The organism is Streptacidiphilus albus JL83 (genome assembly GCF_000744705.1).
In the GTDB taxonomy this organism is placed as follows: domain Bacteria; phylum Actinomycetota; class Actinomycetes; order Streptomycetales; family Streptomycetaceae; genus Streptacidiphilus; species Streptacidiphilus albus.
Window position 1 is genome coordinate 6770382 of the sequence record NZ_JQML01000001.1, and the last position, 14474, is coordinate 6784855.

At 75.1% G+C, this 14474-nt stretch carries 9 protein-coding genes and 1 pseudogene; 5 read left to right on the forward strand and 5 right to left on the reverse strand.

Features of this window, described 5'->3' with window-relative positions; all coding sequences use genetic code 11:
- Nucleotides 1-23: 23 nt before the first annotated feature.
- On the forward strand, nt 24-845 hold the full coding sequence (locus BS75_RS29780; protein ID WP_174515018.1) for a polysaccharide deacetylase family protein: 822 nt from the start codon (nt 24-26) through the stop codon (nt 843-845).
- An 18-nt stretch (nt 846-863) separates the two neighbouring features.
- Here the strand turns inward: BS75_RS29780 and BS75_RS29785 are convergent, their stop codons facing one another.
- Entirely contained in the window at nt 864-1292 is a 429-nt protein-coding gene (locus BS75_RS29785) for a hypothetical protein (protein WP_034090477.1), read from the reverse strand.
- Nucleotides 1289-4222 (reverse strand): glycosyltransferase family 2 protein, encoded by a 2934-nt coding sequence (locus BS75_RS47030; RefSeq protein WP_052069782.1) that lies wholly within the window; start codon nt 4220-4222, stop codon nt 1289-1291. The genes BS75_RS29785 and BS75_RS47030 overlap by 4 nt, the downstream gene beginning before the upstream one ends.
- Nucleotides 4223-4504: 282 nt before the next feature.
- Here BS75_RS47030 and BS75_RS29795 point away from each other — a divergent pair, with 282 nt between their 5' ends.
- From BS75_RS29795 to BS75_RS29810, 4 genes are all read left to right on the forward strand, one after another.
- Nucleotides 4505-5485 carry a glycosyltransferase family 2 protein gene (locus tag BS75_RS29795; RefSeq protein ID WP_034090478.1) on the forward strand — a complete coding sequence of 327 codons (981 nt, stop codon included), beginning with the start codon at nt 4505-4507 and terminating at the stop codon, nt 5483-5485.
- 29 nt (nt 5486-5514) lie between these two features.
- Complete coding sequence (locus tag BS75_RS29800; RefSeq protein WP_231607922.1) at nt 5515-6345, forward strand: polysaccharide deacetylase family protein; 831 nt, start codon at nt 5515-5517, stop codon at nt 6343-6345.
- Between the two features lie 339 nt (nt 6346-6684).
- On the forward strand, nt 6685-9030 hold the full coding sequence (locus BS75_RS29805; protein ID WP_034090480.1) for a LuxR C-terminal-related transcriptional regulator: 2346 nt from the start codon (nt 6685-6687) through the stop codon (nt 9028-9030).
- Between the two features lie 261 nt (nt 9031-9291).
- Nucleotides 9292-10368 (forward strand): hypothetical protein, encoded by a 1077-nt coding sequence (locus BS75_RS29810; RefSeq protein WP_152645588.1) that lies wholly within the window; start codon nt 9292-9294, stop codon nt 10366-10368.
- On the opposite strand, the gene BS75_RS29815 is transcribed toward BS75_RS29810, so the two are convergent.
- The 3 genes and pseudogenes from BS75_RS29815 to BS75_RS43520 form a co-directional block, all read right to left on the reverse strand.
- Nucleotides 10362-11750, reverse strand: a complete 1389-nt coding sequence (locus BS75_RS29815) for a cobyrinate a,c-diamide synthase (protein WP_034090481.1) — start codon at nt 11748-11750, stop codon at nt 10362-10364. The two genes, BS75_RS29810 and BS75_RS29815, sit on opposite strands and share 7 nt — an antisense overlap.
- 40 nt (nt 11751-11790) lie before the next feature.
- Entirely contained in the window at nt 11791-12387 is a 597-nt protein-coding gene (gene cobO / locus BS75_RS29820; RefSeq protein ID WP_034090482.1) for a cob(I)yrinic acid a,c-diamide adenosyltransferase, read from the reverse strand.
- A gap of 2 nt (nt 12388-12389) precedes the next feature.
- A pseudogene (locus BS75_RS43520) lies at nt 12390-14434 on the reverse strand (putative cobaltochelatase).
- Nucleotides 14435-14474 lie beyond the last annotated feature (40 nt).

Here is a 14474-nt window from a genome sequence, read left to right on the forward strand (position 1 = left end):
CGCGGTCGGAAGGGGGTGCGGGGATGTCCGCAGCCGATGAACGAGTCCCGGTGAGCGCCCGGATCCCGGTGCTGCTCTACCACGCCGTGACCGAGGACCCGCCGCCCTGGATCGCCCAGTACACGGTGCGCCCCAAGGAGTTCCTGGCGCAGCTGGACGCGATCCGGGACAGCGGCCGGACCGCGCTCACCGCGACCGGGCTGGTCGACGCGCTCGCCGGCCGGGCCCCGCTGCCGGAGCGGCCGATCGTGGTCACCATCGACGACGGCTTCGCCGACCTGCCCCGGTTCACCGGGCCGGCCCTGGCCGCGCGCGGGCTCGCCGCGACCGCGTACCTCACCACCGGGGCCATCACCGGCGATCCGGACTGCCTGCTGCCGTCCGCGCCGATGATGACGCTGGACCAGGTGGCCGAGGTGGCCGACTGCGGCCTGGAGATCGGCGCGCACACGGTCACCCATCCGCAACTGGACACCCTGTCGGCGCGCGCGGTGCGCCGGGAGCTGCAGCTGCCCAAGGCGGTGCTGGAGGAGCAGCTGGGCCGACCGGTCCCGGCCTTCGCCTACCCGCACGGCTACAACAGCCCGTCGGTGCGCCGACTGGTGCGCGAGGCCGGCTACACCTCGGCCACCGCCGTCCGCAACGCCCTGAGCTCCACCCGGGACGACCCCTTCCGGATCGCCCGGCTGATGCTGAAGAGCACCGACACCACCGCCGACCTGGCCTTCTGGCTGGAGGGCCTGGGCGCGCCGGTGGCCCCCTACCCCGACCGGTTGCGGACGGTCGGCTGGCGGGCCTACCGCCGCTCCCAGGCCGTGCTCCACGGCCCGACCTTCGCGGGGTAGCCGGCCCGGCGCGGGGGCTCAGTCCTGCCGCGCCCGCAGCCTCGGCAGCAGCGCGGCGACGGTGGTGAGCGCGGCCAGGATCAGCAGGGTCCTGCGGCCGCTGAAGGCGCCGGCCAGCATCAGCGCGGTGGAGGCCAGCACCAGCACGGACAGGCTGAGCATCACCACCAGCAGCACGGTCTGCCCGGCCTCGGACCCGCCCTCGCCGGTGTCGAGCCGGAGGCCGGCCGGGCGGTCGTTGGGCGGCGCGGTCCGCAGCGCCGCCCGGAACAGGCCCAGCACCGCCAGGCCCGGACAGAACAGCAGGTAGCAGCCGACCACGGCCATCCGCAGCGGGGCGGCGTCGGCGACGGCCGAGACGCAGAGCAGGGTGACCCAGCCGCTGGCGGCCAGCGGCAGCCGGGAGAGCGGCAGCCGGGTGACGGAGGGCAGGGCGGGCAGGGTCATGGGGTGCTCCCAGCGGCCGGGGCGGCCGGCAGTTCCTCGAAGACGGAGCCGTCGGCGTCGTGCAGGATCAGCTTGAACCTGGGCGAGGCCGCGAGCGACTTCTCGATCACCGGGACGGCCCCGGGCGGCAGCAGCCCGTCCATCTCGGCGTCGGCCTCCTCGGCCCGGGTGAGCACCACGTAGACGTGGGCCGGCGGCAGGATGTAGTCGGTCTCCCTGGGCCGGGTGAGGAAGGCGGCGGCGTTCTGCAGCAGCAGGGTCATGTCGGCCGGGTCGAGGTCGGAGAGCCAGAGCTGCTGCGGGTACTTGTCGTAGTTCCGGTAGGCGTCCGGGAAGTTGGAGGTGGCGCCGACGATCAGCGAGCCCGGCGGGGCCTGGGCGAACATCGCGTCCACCAGCGAGATCTCGCCCGGCGGGAAGTAGTTGACCCGGTCCTTGCCGTAGTAGCTGGGCCAGAAGCAGGCCGCGAGCAGGCCGAGGATCCCGAGGCTGAGCGCGGAGGTGCGCAGCGGCTGCACCGGCAGCAGGGCCGCCGGACGGCCCCAGGAGGGGGTGTGTGTGGTGCGGGGCTTGGGCTGGAGCGCGGCGGCGGCGAAGAAGGCGAGCCCGGGCAGGGCGAACATGAAGACCCGGAAGATCATCTCGCCGCCGTAGTTGTTGGCGACGGCCATCGGGATCGGCGAGACCCCGAGCAGCAGCAGCGGCAGTCCGGTGCGGCGCAGCGGCGGGTGTCGCAGCACGCCGACCACGGCCAGCAGCGCGACCATCCCGGACAGCCCGCGGTCCAGATAGGAGATGGTGACCGGGCCGAGCCCGGTGGGTGTGGTGCCGCCGCCGGCCTGGGAGTTGGCCAGCAGGTTGCCGAAGGTCTGCTCCATGGCCGGCAGTTGCAGCTTGAAGAAGGCCAGGGCGGAGGTGAAGTCCCAGACCGCGGGGATGGCGCAGACCAGCACCGCGAGCCAGATGTTGCGGTAGCGGCGGGTCAGGCAGAGCGCGACCAGGCCGACCGCCAGCATCACCGGGGTGAGCTGGTGGGCGGCGGAGATGGCCAGCAGGATCGGGGTGAGCAGCACCATCCACAGCGTCCGGGTCCGGCGGTCCAGCGGGGTGCGCGGGGTCGCCGAGAGCGGGTAGCCGGAGTCCAGCGCCGAGCCCAGGTCGGACCTGGGCGCCCGGCCCAGGTGCCGCAGCACGACCGCCAGCACGCCGAGGTAGAGGAAGAAGCCGAACGCCTGCGGGGAGAAGTAGTCCTGGCCGACCCAGTTGCCCAGGAAGAAGATCCACAGGGCGGTCCAGACCAGCCGCTGGTCCCGGCTGAAGGTCCGGAAGACCAGGTAGAGCGGGACGATCAGGATCAGGCTGGAGACGAACGGGGACCAGGCGGCGTAGGAGAGCGCGGTGTTGATGCCGAGCAGCCGGATCAGCGCGGTGTTGGCGGCGAAGAAGCCGGCCCACTGGTCGTAGGGCGCCATGTCCCCCAGCCGGTTGCTGAGGTCCAGGTGACCGCCGTTGGCGAGCAGCCGGTCGATGATGTCGATGTGCTTCCAGGTCCATGCGTACAGCAGGGTGTGGTAGACCACCGCCGAGGTGGCCCGCTGGACCACCAGCAGCCCCACGGTGTACGCGGCCGGCCAGATCGGATGCCGTCCGGGTCGGCGCAGCGCCCCGACGAAACCGGCCAGCAGCAGCACGATCGAGGCCCAGTAGGTCCACGGCAGGGCGGCGACCAGTCCGAAGCCGCCCAGGTCGGAGACGTCGACCTGGCGGACCGAAAGCGCCCACAGGCCCAGCGCGGCGACCAGGGGCAGCAGCAGGCCGGCGGCGGCGCGTCCGGGGCGGGGGTCGGGCTCCTCGTCGTCCGACCCGGCGGCGGCCCCGGCGGCGCCCTGATGGGAGGTCAGGAAGATCTGCCGGGTGCGGCCCAGCAGGTAGCCGAGGGCGGTCACCAGCACGCCCAGGGCCAGTGCCGGGACGGTGGACAGCGGGTAGCGGCCGGGGCCCGGCCGGAGCGCCCGGCCGAAGGCGCGGGGGATGGTCCGGCTGAGGTAGGCCCGTTCGGAGGCCAGCGCCAGCCGGGGACCGGTCATCCGGCTGACGGCCGACTTGGACAGGCCCTCCCTCCAGCAGCGGTCGAGGAAGTACTTCCAGGTGCCGCGCGCCGCGCCGACCCGGTGCCGGACCACGGCGTCCGGCTGGTAGAGGATCACCCCGTCCTGGTAGTGCAGCCCGGCCCGGATGCAGAGCTCGGTCTCCTCGCAGCCGAGCGGCAGCGTCCCGGTCCGGCCGAGGTCGTGGCTGAAGCCCCCGACGGCGCCGAAGACCTCGCGGCGCAGCGACATGTTGGCGCCGATCATGTTGCGGACCGGCACGGCCTCCTGGGGCATCCCGGTGTAGGTGCAGCCGACCACCCAGTCGAACTCGGTAGGGAACCAGGTGGGGCGGCCGACCTCCCAGTCGGGCTCTATCCAGCCGCCCACGCCGATCACCTTCGGGTCCCGGTAGCCGTTCAGCAGCTGCCTGGTCCAGTCGGGCGCGGCGGCGGCGTCGTCGTCCAGGAAGGCGACCACGTCCCCCCGGGCGGCGGCGATCCCGGTGTTGCGGGCCCCGGAGAGGCCCTGGCGCTCGGAGTTGGGGATCACTTCGAGGTCGGGGAAGGCGGCCCGGGCCCGGGCGTACAGCTCCGGGTTGTGGTCGGTGACCAGCACGACCTGGTCGGCCGGGCGCTCCTGGTCGCGCAGCGACTGGAGCGAGGCCAGGATGTCGCCCCAGCGGTCCAGGGTGTAGGCGCAGACGACGACGGTCAGGGTCAGCCGGTTGGTCGGGTCGTCGACGTCGGCCGGTGCTGCCGAGTGCGCCGGTGTTCCGTACGCCGGTGCCCCGTGCCCCGGTGTCCCGTGCCCCGGCGTCTCGGAAATGACCTCTTGCACCATGCGTCGTCCCCCCATAGGCACCGCCTCTCCCCTTCAGCACAGCATACGGAGCCCACCTGCGGTGCGGACCTGATCCACTCTCAAATCTGCTCCGGGATTCCGGTAGAACACCTGGGAGGACCTCCTCCGGGTAAGGGATTCGGGCGGGAGGCGTGAGAGATCCAGAGGTGAACCGGGACCGGCCCATAAACGTCCCTCGAAATGGGCACCATTGGCTGGGGCGGCCGTTCGGGCGACGGCGCGGAAGGCGTGGCGGTAGGGAACGTACGGGGGGACCGACCGATGGACGACGTGTCAGTGATAATTTGCGTGTACACCGAGGACCGCTGGGACGACCTGCTGGCCGCGGTCGACTCGGCGCTGAAGCAGAGCCTGCCGCCGGCCGAGGTCATCGTGGTGGTGGACCACAACCCCCGGCTGCTGCTCCGGCTCCGCGCCCGGATGGCCGGCACCGAAGGCGTGACGGTTCTGGCCAATGCGCGGACCCGGGGCCTGTCGGGGGGCCGCAACACCGGGTTGGCCCGGGCCCGCAGCGGGATCGTCGCCTTCCTGGACGACGACGCGGTCGCCGAACGCGACTGGCTGCGCTGGTTCGCGGACGGCTTCGCCGAGCCCGAGGTGATGGGCGTGGGCGGGCTGACCGTCCCGGTCTGGGCCTCCGGGCGGCGCCCCGGCTGGTACCCGGAGGAGTTCGACTGGGTGCACGGCGCGACCTACCGGGGGATGCCGACCGGTCGGGCCCGGGTGCGCAACGTCCTCGGCGGCAACGCCGCGTTCCGGCGCAGCGCCTTCGACGTCGCCGGGGAGTTCAGCCCCGGCATCGGCCGGGGTGCGGACGCCGGGAGGACCGGCCGGGCGATGCGCCCGCTGGGCGGCGAGGAGACCGAGCTGTGCATCCGGATCCACCAGCACCGCCCCGGCTCGGTCTTCCTCTTCGACGACCGCTCGGTGATACACCACAAGGTCCCGGCCGAGCGTGAGCGCTTCGGCTACTTCCGCACCCGCTGCTGGGCCGAGGGCCTGTCCAAGGCGCAGGTGGCCGGGAGCGTCGGGGTCGGCGACGGGCTTTCGACCGAGCGCCACTACGCCTCCAGGACGCTGCCGGCCGGGATCCTGCGCGGACTGGGCGAGGCGGCCCGGGGCGACTACACCGGGCTGGCCCGGGCCGGGGCCATCGTCTCCGGCGGACTCACCACCCTGGGCGGCTACGCGTTCGGCCGTTGCCGACAGCGGCTGCGCCCGACCGGAAGGCGGATTCCGTGACCCTGCAGTTGACGGACAATCAAGAAGTTTTGTCGGTACCGGTACTGATGTACCACTCGGTCTGCGCCGAGCCGACGCCGGAGACCAGGGCGCTCTCGGTGCACCCGGACGCCCTCGCCGTCCAGCTGGAACTGCTCGACGGGCTCGGCTGCACCGCCGTCACCATGGACACCCTGGTCCGGCACTGGCGGGCCCGGGCACTGGGCGCGGCGACGGAGCCGCTGCCGGCCCGACCGGTGGTGCTCACCTTCGACGACGGCTATGCCGACTTCCACCGCGAGGTGCTGCCGCTGCTGCTGCGGCACCGGGCCGCCGCCAGCCTCTACGTCACCACCGGCTGGCTGGCCGACGCCGGGGCGCAGCGCGACGGGCGTCCGCCGGCGCCGATGCTCAGCTGGGGCGCGCTGGCCGAGGTCGCGGCCGAGGGGGTCGAGATCGGCGGCCACAGCCACAGCCACCCGCCGCTGGACCAACTGTCGGGCCGAGGGCTGCGGGTGGAGCTGATGCGCAATCAGGACCTGCTGGAGGCGCGGCTGCAGCGGCCGGTGACCACCTTCGCCCACCCCTTCGGCCACTCCGACGCCCGGGTCAGGTCCGCGGTGCGGGACTGCGGCTACCGGGGGGCGTGCGCGGTGGCCAACGCCATGGCCGAGCCCAGGCAGGGGCCGTTCGCGCTGTCCCGGCTCACGGTCCGTCGCAGCACCACCCCCGAGGACTTCCTGGCGCTGGTCCAGGGCCGGGAACTGCTCCGGCTCTACGGCCGGGACCGGGTGCTGACCCGGGGCTACGCCCTGGTCCGGGCCGGTCGGCGGAGCCTGCGCCGGGCCGCGCGGCTCGGCGCGCTCGGCCGGGCGGAGTAGCAGCGCCGCCCGCAGCCGCGGGACCGGGGCACGGGGGGAAGAGTGAACCTGCTCCCGTCCCTGACGTCAAGAGCGGGGCGGTGGTCGCCGCGGCCGGGCGCGGGCCCCGGTGCGGCCGCCGGTCCCGTCCCACCTGCGGCTGTCGTTCGGCGGCGGGGGGCGGGCCGACGTACGGTCAGGAAATCTTCGGGACGGGCAGGTTGCGGTCCGGACGAGGGACCGGGTAGACCGTCGGGGACGGTCGGTGGGCAGCCTGCCGGCTTCTCTTATACTCATCACGAACCGTAGTCCCGTGCGTACTCTGGGGTGGAACGGGTCGGCTATCCGGGTGAGGCGAGGATGACCTTCGGAGTCCAGGGGCGGCGCGGCGGGGAACTCCCCGCGGAGGTGACCAGCTTCGTCGGCCGGACCGAGGAACTGGCCGCCGTGCGACGGATGCTGACGGCGTCGCGGATGGTCACCCTGACCGGCCCCGGCGGCGTCGGCAAGACCCGGGTCGCGCTGCGGGCCGTCGCCCCGCTGCGCGAGCACTACCCGGACGGCGTGCACCTGGTGGAGCTGTCCGCGCTGAAGGACCCGGAGCTGCTGCCGCGCACCGTGTGCGCGGCCCTGGGCCTGGTCGAGCAGACCGCCCGCCCCGCCCTGGACCTGCTCACCGAGTACCTGGACGGTCGGACCGCGCTGCTGCTGCTCGACACCTGCGAGCACCTGGTCGACGCCTGCGCCATGCTGGCCGACCTGCTGCTGCGGGACTCGCCCGGGGTGAGCATCCTGGCGACCAGCCGCCAGCCGCTGGACGTCCCCGGCGAGCACACCCTGGTCGTCCCGCCGCTGCCGGTGGAGGAGGAGGGCGCGGACGGCGCCGGCGCGGTGGCGCTCTTCGCCCAGCGCGCCGCCGCCGTCCGCCCCGGCTTCGCGCTCACCGAGGCGACCAGCGCGGACGTGGTCGCCCTCTGCCGCCGGCTCGACGGCATCCCGCTGGCCATCGAACTGGCCACGGTCCGGCTCCGGGCGATCCCGCTGGACCAGCTCGCGGCCCGGCTGGAGGACCGCTTCCGGCTGCTCACCGGCGGCCGCCGGACGGCGCTGCCGCGCCACCAGACCCTGCGCACCACCATCGGTTGGAGCCATGAACTGTGCTCGCCGCAGGAACGGTTGCTCTGGGCCAGGCTCTCGGTCTTCGCCGGCTCCTTCGACCTGGCCGCGGTCGAGGCGGTCTGCTCCGGCGGCGAACTCGCCCCGGACGAGGTGCTGGAGCAACTGATCGGCCTGGTCGACAAGTCCGTGGTGCTCCGGGTCGACGAGCCGTCAGGGACCCGCTACCGCCTGCTGGACACCATCCGCGAGTACGGCGCCGAGTGGCTGGCGCAGAGCGGCGGCACGGAGCAGCTGCGCGAGCGCCATCTCGACCACTACCGCTCGCTGGCCGCCGACTTCGCCGCCGTCTTCTTCAGCGACCAGCAACTGCCCCGGTTCCGGGCGCTGCTGCAGGAGCAGGCCAACCTCCGCACCGCGCTGGACCTCGCCCTGTCCCGGCACGACCCGGCCGCGCTGGCGCTGGCCCTGGACCTGTGGGGCTACTGGGTCTGCGCCGGGCTGCTGGCCGAGGGCCGGCACTGGCTGGTCCGGGCGCTGGCGGAGGTCCCGGGACCGACCGCCGACCGCGCTGCCGGGCTCACCGAGGTCGCCCACTTCGACCTGCTGATGGGCGACTACCGCGAGGTCGGGGCGCGGCTGGAGGAGGCCCGGGGAATCGCCCTGGCCCTGGAGGACCCGGCGCTGCTCGGCTTCGTCGAGCAGTACCGGGGCCTGTACGGGGTCGCGCGGGAGGACTGGGAGGCCGCGGACCGGCGCTTCGCCCGCGCCCGGGGGCTGCTGCAACCGCTCGGCGACCGCTTCGCGCTGGCCGTGCTGACCAATCTGGAGGTGGTCGGGCTGATCGGCCGGGCCCACCCGGAGCGCGCCCTGGAGCTCTCCGGCCGGGCGCTGGCCGACATCGCCGACCAGCGGGGGGAGCGCTGGATCCGGGGCTACCTGCTGGTCTTCCGGGGCATGGCGCTGTGGCTCAGCGGCGAGCAGGAGGAGTGCGCCCGCACGGCCAGGGAGGCACTGGGGGTCAAGGGCGACCTGGAGGACGTCGTCGGGCTGGCCTACAGCCTGGAGCTGCTGGCCTGGAGCGCCGCCTCCCAGGGCCGCCCGGTCCGGGCGGCCTGGCTGCTGGGGGCGGCCGACGAGCAGTGGCGCAAGGCCGGCCGGCCGCTCAGCGGGGTCGGCGCGATGCTGGTGCACCAGGTCGAGTGCGAGCGGCTGGCCCGCACGGAGCTCGGCGACGCCCGCTTCGAGCAGGTCGCCCTGATGGGCCGGCGGCTGCCGTCGCCGCGGGTGGTGGAGTCGGCGCTCTCGGACGTCGACCTGCCGAGCGCGCTGCCCCGGCAGTCCGTGCCGTCGACCGGCTCCCGCCCCGAGCTGTCGGAGCGCGGCGAAGCGACGGACCGCGCCGAGCCGCTGACCCGCCGGGAGCGCGAGGTCGCCGCCCTGGTCTCCGCCGGGCTGTCCAACCGCGAGGTCGCGGAGCGCCTGGTCATCTCCAAGCGGACGGCCGACGCCCATGTCGAGCACATCCTCGCCAAGCTGGGCATCTCCTCCCGGACGGAGATCACCGCGCTGCTCGGCGAGCCCGGCTAGGTACGCCAGGGGTGGGAGATCGGTATACCGATCCGGGGCCGATACCGATGCCGGGGGTTCCGCCGCCGCCGGAGACTGGTGCCGCGCCACCACCCCGGGCCCGCCCGGGGTGCGGCGAACGCGTCGCGGTACCGCCGAACCACCTGAGGGGCTCCCCCGGTTCCACAGGAGGCGTTACCGCGGCGCGGTCCCCAGCCGGCCCCGGTGGGCCTCCCGGCCCGCTTCCCCGCCTGCCTCCCCGAGCCCGAGACGGATCGCGACATGGACCACGCCCCGCACCTCCCCGACCCGCTGGACGGCCTGCTCGGCCGCGCGGACGAACTCCGGGCGCTGCGCCGCGGGCTGGCCCGGGAGCGGCTGGTCACCCTCACCGGCACGGCCGGGATCGGCAAGACCAGACTGGCCCTGGCCGCCGCCGCGACCGCGGCCGGGAGCCCGGCCGGAGGGCCCGGCGCCCGCGCCGTCCGGTTGGTGGACCTCGACGGACTGCTCGACGCCGACCTGCTCGCCTGCACCCTGTCCCGCGCCCTGGGCCTGCCCGACCGGCCCGGCATCTCCGAACTGGCCTCGCTGGGCCTGGGGTTGGCCGCCGGGCCGGTCCTGCTGGTGCTGGACGGCTGCGAACGGCTGGCCGGCCGGGGCGCCGCCACCGTGCAGTACCTGCTCGGCGCCTGCCCGGAGCTGAACATCCTGGCGGTCGGACGCCGGGCGGTCGGCCTGGCCCACGAGCACGAGATCGTCCTGGGGCCGCTGGCGGAGGGCGCGGCGACGGCGCTGCTGGCGCTCCGGGCCCGGCGGCAGGGGACGCCGCTGCCGCTGCGCGGCAGCGGCCGCTCGGACGCGCTGCCGCTGTGCCACCTGCTCGACCGCAACCCGCTCGCCATCGGCCTCGCCGCCGTCCAGCTGGGGGAGCTGAGTCCACGTCGGCTGATGGCCGAGATCGCCCGGCCCTCCGGCCTGCTCGCGCTCCAGGGCCGGACGGCGGGCGGCGAGGCCGAGCCGGCCCGCAACCGGAGCCTGCGCGCCTCGGCCGAGTGGAGCCACGACCTCTGCACCGAGTCCGAGCAGCTGCTCTGGGCCCGGCTGTCGGTGGTCCCGGCCGGCTTCGACCGCGCCGAGGCCCATCGGACCTGCGCCGACGAACTGCTGCCGGGGCACCGGTTGGACACCGCCTGGGAGGGCCTGCTGGACGGCTCGGTCCTGCTGGCCGACACGGTCGGCCGGGGCCGCTACCGGCTGCCCGCGCTGCTCCGCGCCTACGGCAGGGAGCAGCTGCGCCGACTGGCCGCCGGGCGCCACGGCGACGGCTCGGCGGAGTCGCTGCGCTCGCACTACTGAGCGGCCGCCGCCTGCTGGGCCCGCTGCACCAGCCGCAGCGGCAGCGCGGGCGCCCCGGCCCAGTGCAGATGCAGGTAGGAGGCGTGCACGGCGGCCCCGGCGAAACCCTCGGTGCGGGGCCCGTCCGGACCGCGCCAGCCCCAGGCCGGGTCCTGGCCCGCGCCGGGCTCGCAGCGGGTGCGGTGGAACTCGTGCCCGTTGACCCGGGTGCCGGTGGGCGCCAGCGGGCTGTCGGAGAGCGCCACCGCCTCCCGGTAGCCGAGGGTCAGCCGCTCGGTCATCCGCGCCTCGGTGTCCAGCACCCCGCACATCGGCAGCCCGTCCAGCGAGCGGCCGAGGTAGAGCAGCCCGGCGCACTCGGCGGCGATCGGCGCGCCGCGCGCGGCCAGCGCCGCGACCGCCGCGCGCAGCGGGGCGTTGGCGGACAGCTGGGCCGCGTAGACCTCGGGGAAGCCGCCGCCGACGACCAGCGCCGAGGTCCGCTCCGGCAGCGCGTGGTCGCGCAGCGGGTCGAAGGGCGCGACCTCGGCCCCGGCGGCGGCCAGCAGTTCGGCGTTCTCGGCGTAGGAGAAGGAGAAGGCGGCGCCGGAGGCCAGCGCCACCACCGGCCGTCCGGCCGCGGGGTCCGCCGGACCGCCCAGCGCGGCGATCTCGCCCGCCGCGCTCCACGGCGCGTCCGGCAGCGGGGGAGCGGAGCGGGCCAGCGCCAGCAGCGCGTCCAGGTCGACGCCCGCTCGAACCAGCTCGCCCATGTCGCGGACGGCGCGCAGGGCCTCGGCGTCCCGCTCCACGGCCGGGACCAGCCCCAGGTGCCGGCTGGGCGTGGCGACCGCCGCGCTGCGCCGGACGACGCCCAGCACCTGCACCCCGCCGCCTTCGTCCAGCGCCTCCCGGAGCAGTTGCTCGTGCCGGTCCGAGGCCACCCGGTTGAGGATCACCCCGCCGATCCGGACCTCGGGGTCCCAGGAGGCGAAGCCGTGCACCAGCGCGGCCACCGAACGGCTCTGCGAGGAGGCGTCGACCACCAGCACCACCGGCGCCCGCAGCAGCTTGGCCACATGCGCGGTGGAGGCGAACTCCCCGCGTCCGGCCGCACCGTCGAACATCCCCATCACCCCCTCGACCACGGCGATGTCCGCCCCCGCCGCGCCGTGCAGCAGCAGCCCCGCCAACCGCTCGGGCCCGGCGAGGAAGGCGTCCAGATTCCGCCCGGCCCGCCCGGCGGCCAGCGCGTGGTACCCGGGGTCGATGTAGTCGGGCCCGACCTTGTGCGGCGAGACCGCGAGCCCGCGCCCGGCGAGCGCGGCCATCAGCCCGGTGGCGATCGTCGTCTTGCCACTGCCCGACGACGGCGCGGCGATGACGACACGGGGAAGGTGCATTCGGCCATTCTTTCGCACGGCGGCCGTGGTCAGGACCGGCTCACCACTCGATGCCGCGCTGGCCCTTGCGGCCCTCGTCCATCGGGTGCTTGACCTTGGTCATCTCGGTGACCAGGTCGGCCGCGTCGACCAGCGCCGGAGGCGCGTTGCGGCCGGTGATCACCATGTGCTGGCTGCCGGGGCGGTCCTTCAGCACCGCCAGCACCTCGTCGGTGTCGATCCAGCCCCAGTGCAGCGGGTAGGTGAACTCGTCCAGGACGTAGAGCCGGTAGGTCTCGGCCGCGAGGTCGCGCTTGACCTGCTCCCAGCCCTCGCGGGCGGCCTCCTCGCTGTCGGCGATGGTGCGCTGCACCCAGGACCAGCCCTCGCCCATCTTGTGCCAGGCGACCGTGCCGCCCTCGCCGCTGTCGCCGAGGACCCGTAGTGCGTGCTCCTCGCCGACCTTCCACTTCGCCGACTTGACGAACTGGAACACCCCGATCGGCCAGCCCTGGTTCCAGGCCCGCAGCGCCAGTCCGAAGGCGGCCGTCGACTTGCCCTTGCCGGGCCCGGTGTGGACCGCCAGCACGGGCAGGGTGCGGCGCTGACGGGTGGTCAGGCCGTCGTCGGGAACGGTGGTCGGCTGTCCCTGCGGCATGGCTACGCCGCCTCCTTCTGGATCGTGTGCACGAGTCGGGTGACGCTGTCGGCGGCCAGCTCGTCCAGTCGGACGGCCGTCCCGCCCAGGTGGGTCGCCAGTTCGGCGGCCAGGCCGAGCCGGACCGGACCGCTCTCGCAGTCCACCACGATCGCGGCGGTGCCCTGCGCGGCCAGCAGCTGTGCCGCGCGCCGGGCGTCCGGCAGCGCGGTCGCCCCGGAGGTCGCCCGGCCGTCGGTCACCACGACCAGCAGCGGACGGCGGCGGGGGTCCCGCAGCCGTTCGAGGCGCAGCGTCTCGTGGGCCCGCAGCAGCCCGGCCGCCAGCGGTGTCCGGCCGCCGGTCGGCAGCTGCTCCAGCCGGGCCGCGCCGACCTCCACCGAGGAGGTCGGCGGCAGCGCCAGCGTCGCCTCCGCGCCCCGGAAGGTGATCAGACCGACCTTGTCGCGCCGCTGGTAGGCGTCCATCAGCAGCGACAGCACCGCGCCCTTGACCGCCGACATCCGCTGCCGGGCCGCCATCGATCCGGAGGCGTCCACCACGAACAGCACCAGGTTGGACTCGCGGCCCTCGCGCACCTGCTGGCGGAAGTCGTCCCGGCGCAGCCGCAGGGCCAGGCCGTCCCGGCCGCGCGCCAGCTGGTGCGGGGCCGCTGCGGTCAGCGTCGCGGTCAGGTGCAGCCGCTGCAGCGCGCCGCTGGGGCGCGCCGCGCGGATGGTGTGGCCCCCCGTGTCGGTCCGGGCCCGCGAGCGCCGCCCGGCGGTGCCCTCGCCCGTTCCCGGGACCTGGTAGAGCCGGGTCCGGTAGGGCTCGCCCGCCGAGGCGGCCGGCGCCTCCCCGGAGCCGGGGCCGGCGCCGGAGCCGCGCTGCTCGCCGCCGGACGTCTCGGCCCCGGCGCCGCTGTCGGGCTGCTCGCCCGCACCGTCCGCACCGCCGTCCGCACCGCCGTCCGAGGGCGCGTCCTGGCCGCCCCCGCCCCGCCGCCGCTCGGCGGGCCGTCGTCCTCCGGGCCCTCGCCCGGGTCCTCCTCCGGGCCGGCCGACTGCTGCAGGGTCTGTTCCAGCTTCTCCTCGTCCAACCCCGGTGCGTCGAAGGGGTTGCGCCGGCGCCGGTGCGGCAGGGCGAGCTTGGCCGCCGTCCGCACGTCCTCGGCCAGGACGGTGGTCCGACCCGCCCACGCCGCCAGCGCGACGGCGGTCCGCGCCATCACGATGTCCGCCCGCAGCCCGTCCACCTCGAACGCGGCACAGGTGGCGGTGATCTGCCGGAGCGCCGTGTCGGTGAGCACCACCTGCGGCAGCAACTGCTGGGCGGCGAGCACCCGTTCGGCGAGCTTCCGCTCGTCCTCGGCCCAGCGTCCGGCGAAGCCCTCCGGGTCGGCGTCGTAGCCGAGCCGGCGGCGGACCACCTCGGCCCGCTGCTCGGGGTCGCGGGTGGCGGCGATCTCGACGGTCAGCCCGAAGCGGTCCAGCAGCTGCGGACGCAGCTCGCCCTCCTCCGGGTTCATCGTGCCGACCAGCAGGAACCGCGCGGCGTGCCGTACCGACACCCCCTCGCGCTCGACGTAGGACTGCCCCATCGCGGCGGCATCCAGCAGCAGGTCGACCAGGTGGTCGTTGAGCAGGTTGACCTCGTCGATGTAGAGCACGCCCCGGTGGGCGGCGGCCAGCAGCCCCGGCTCGTAGGCCTTGACCCCCTCGGCCAGCGCCCGCTCCAGGTCCAGCGAGCCGACGATCCGGTCCTCGGAGACCCCGACCGGCAGTTCGACCAGCCGGGTGGCCCGGTCCGAGGCCGGGTCGCCGGCGGCGTGCGGGCCGTCCGGGCACTGGGCGTCCGGCGCGGCCGGGTCGCAGGCGAAGCGGCAGCCGTCGACGACCCGCAGCGCGGGCAGCAGCCCGGCCAGCGCCCGGACGGCGGTCGACTTGGCGGTCCCCTTCTCGCCCCGGACCAGCACCCCGCCGACGGCCGGGGAGACGGCGTTCAGCAGCAGCGCGAGCCGCAGGTCGTCCATGCCGACGATCGCGGTGAAGGGATAGCGGGCGCTCATCCGGGCGTGCCTCCTCGGTGGGTCGGGACGGTGGTGCGCG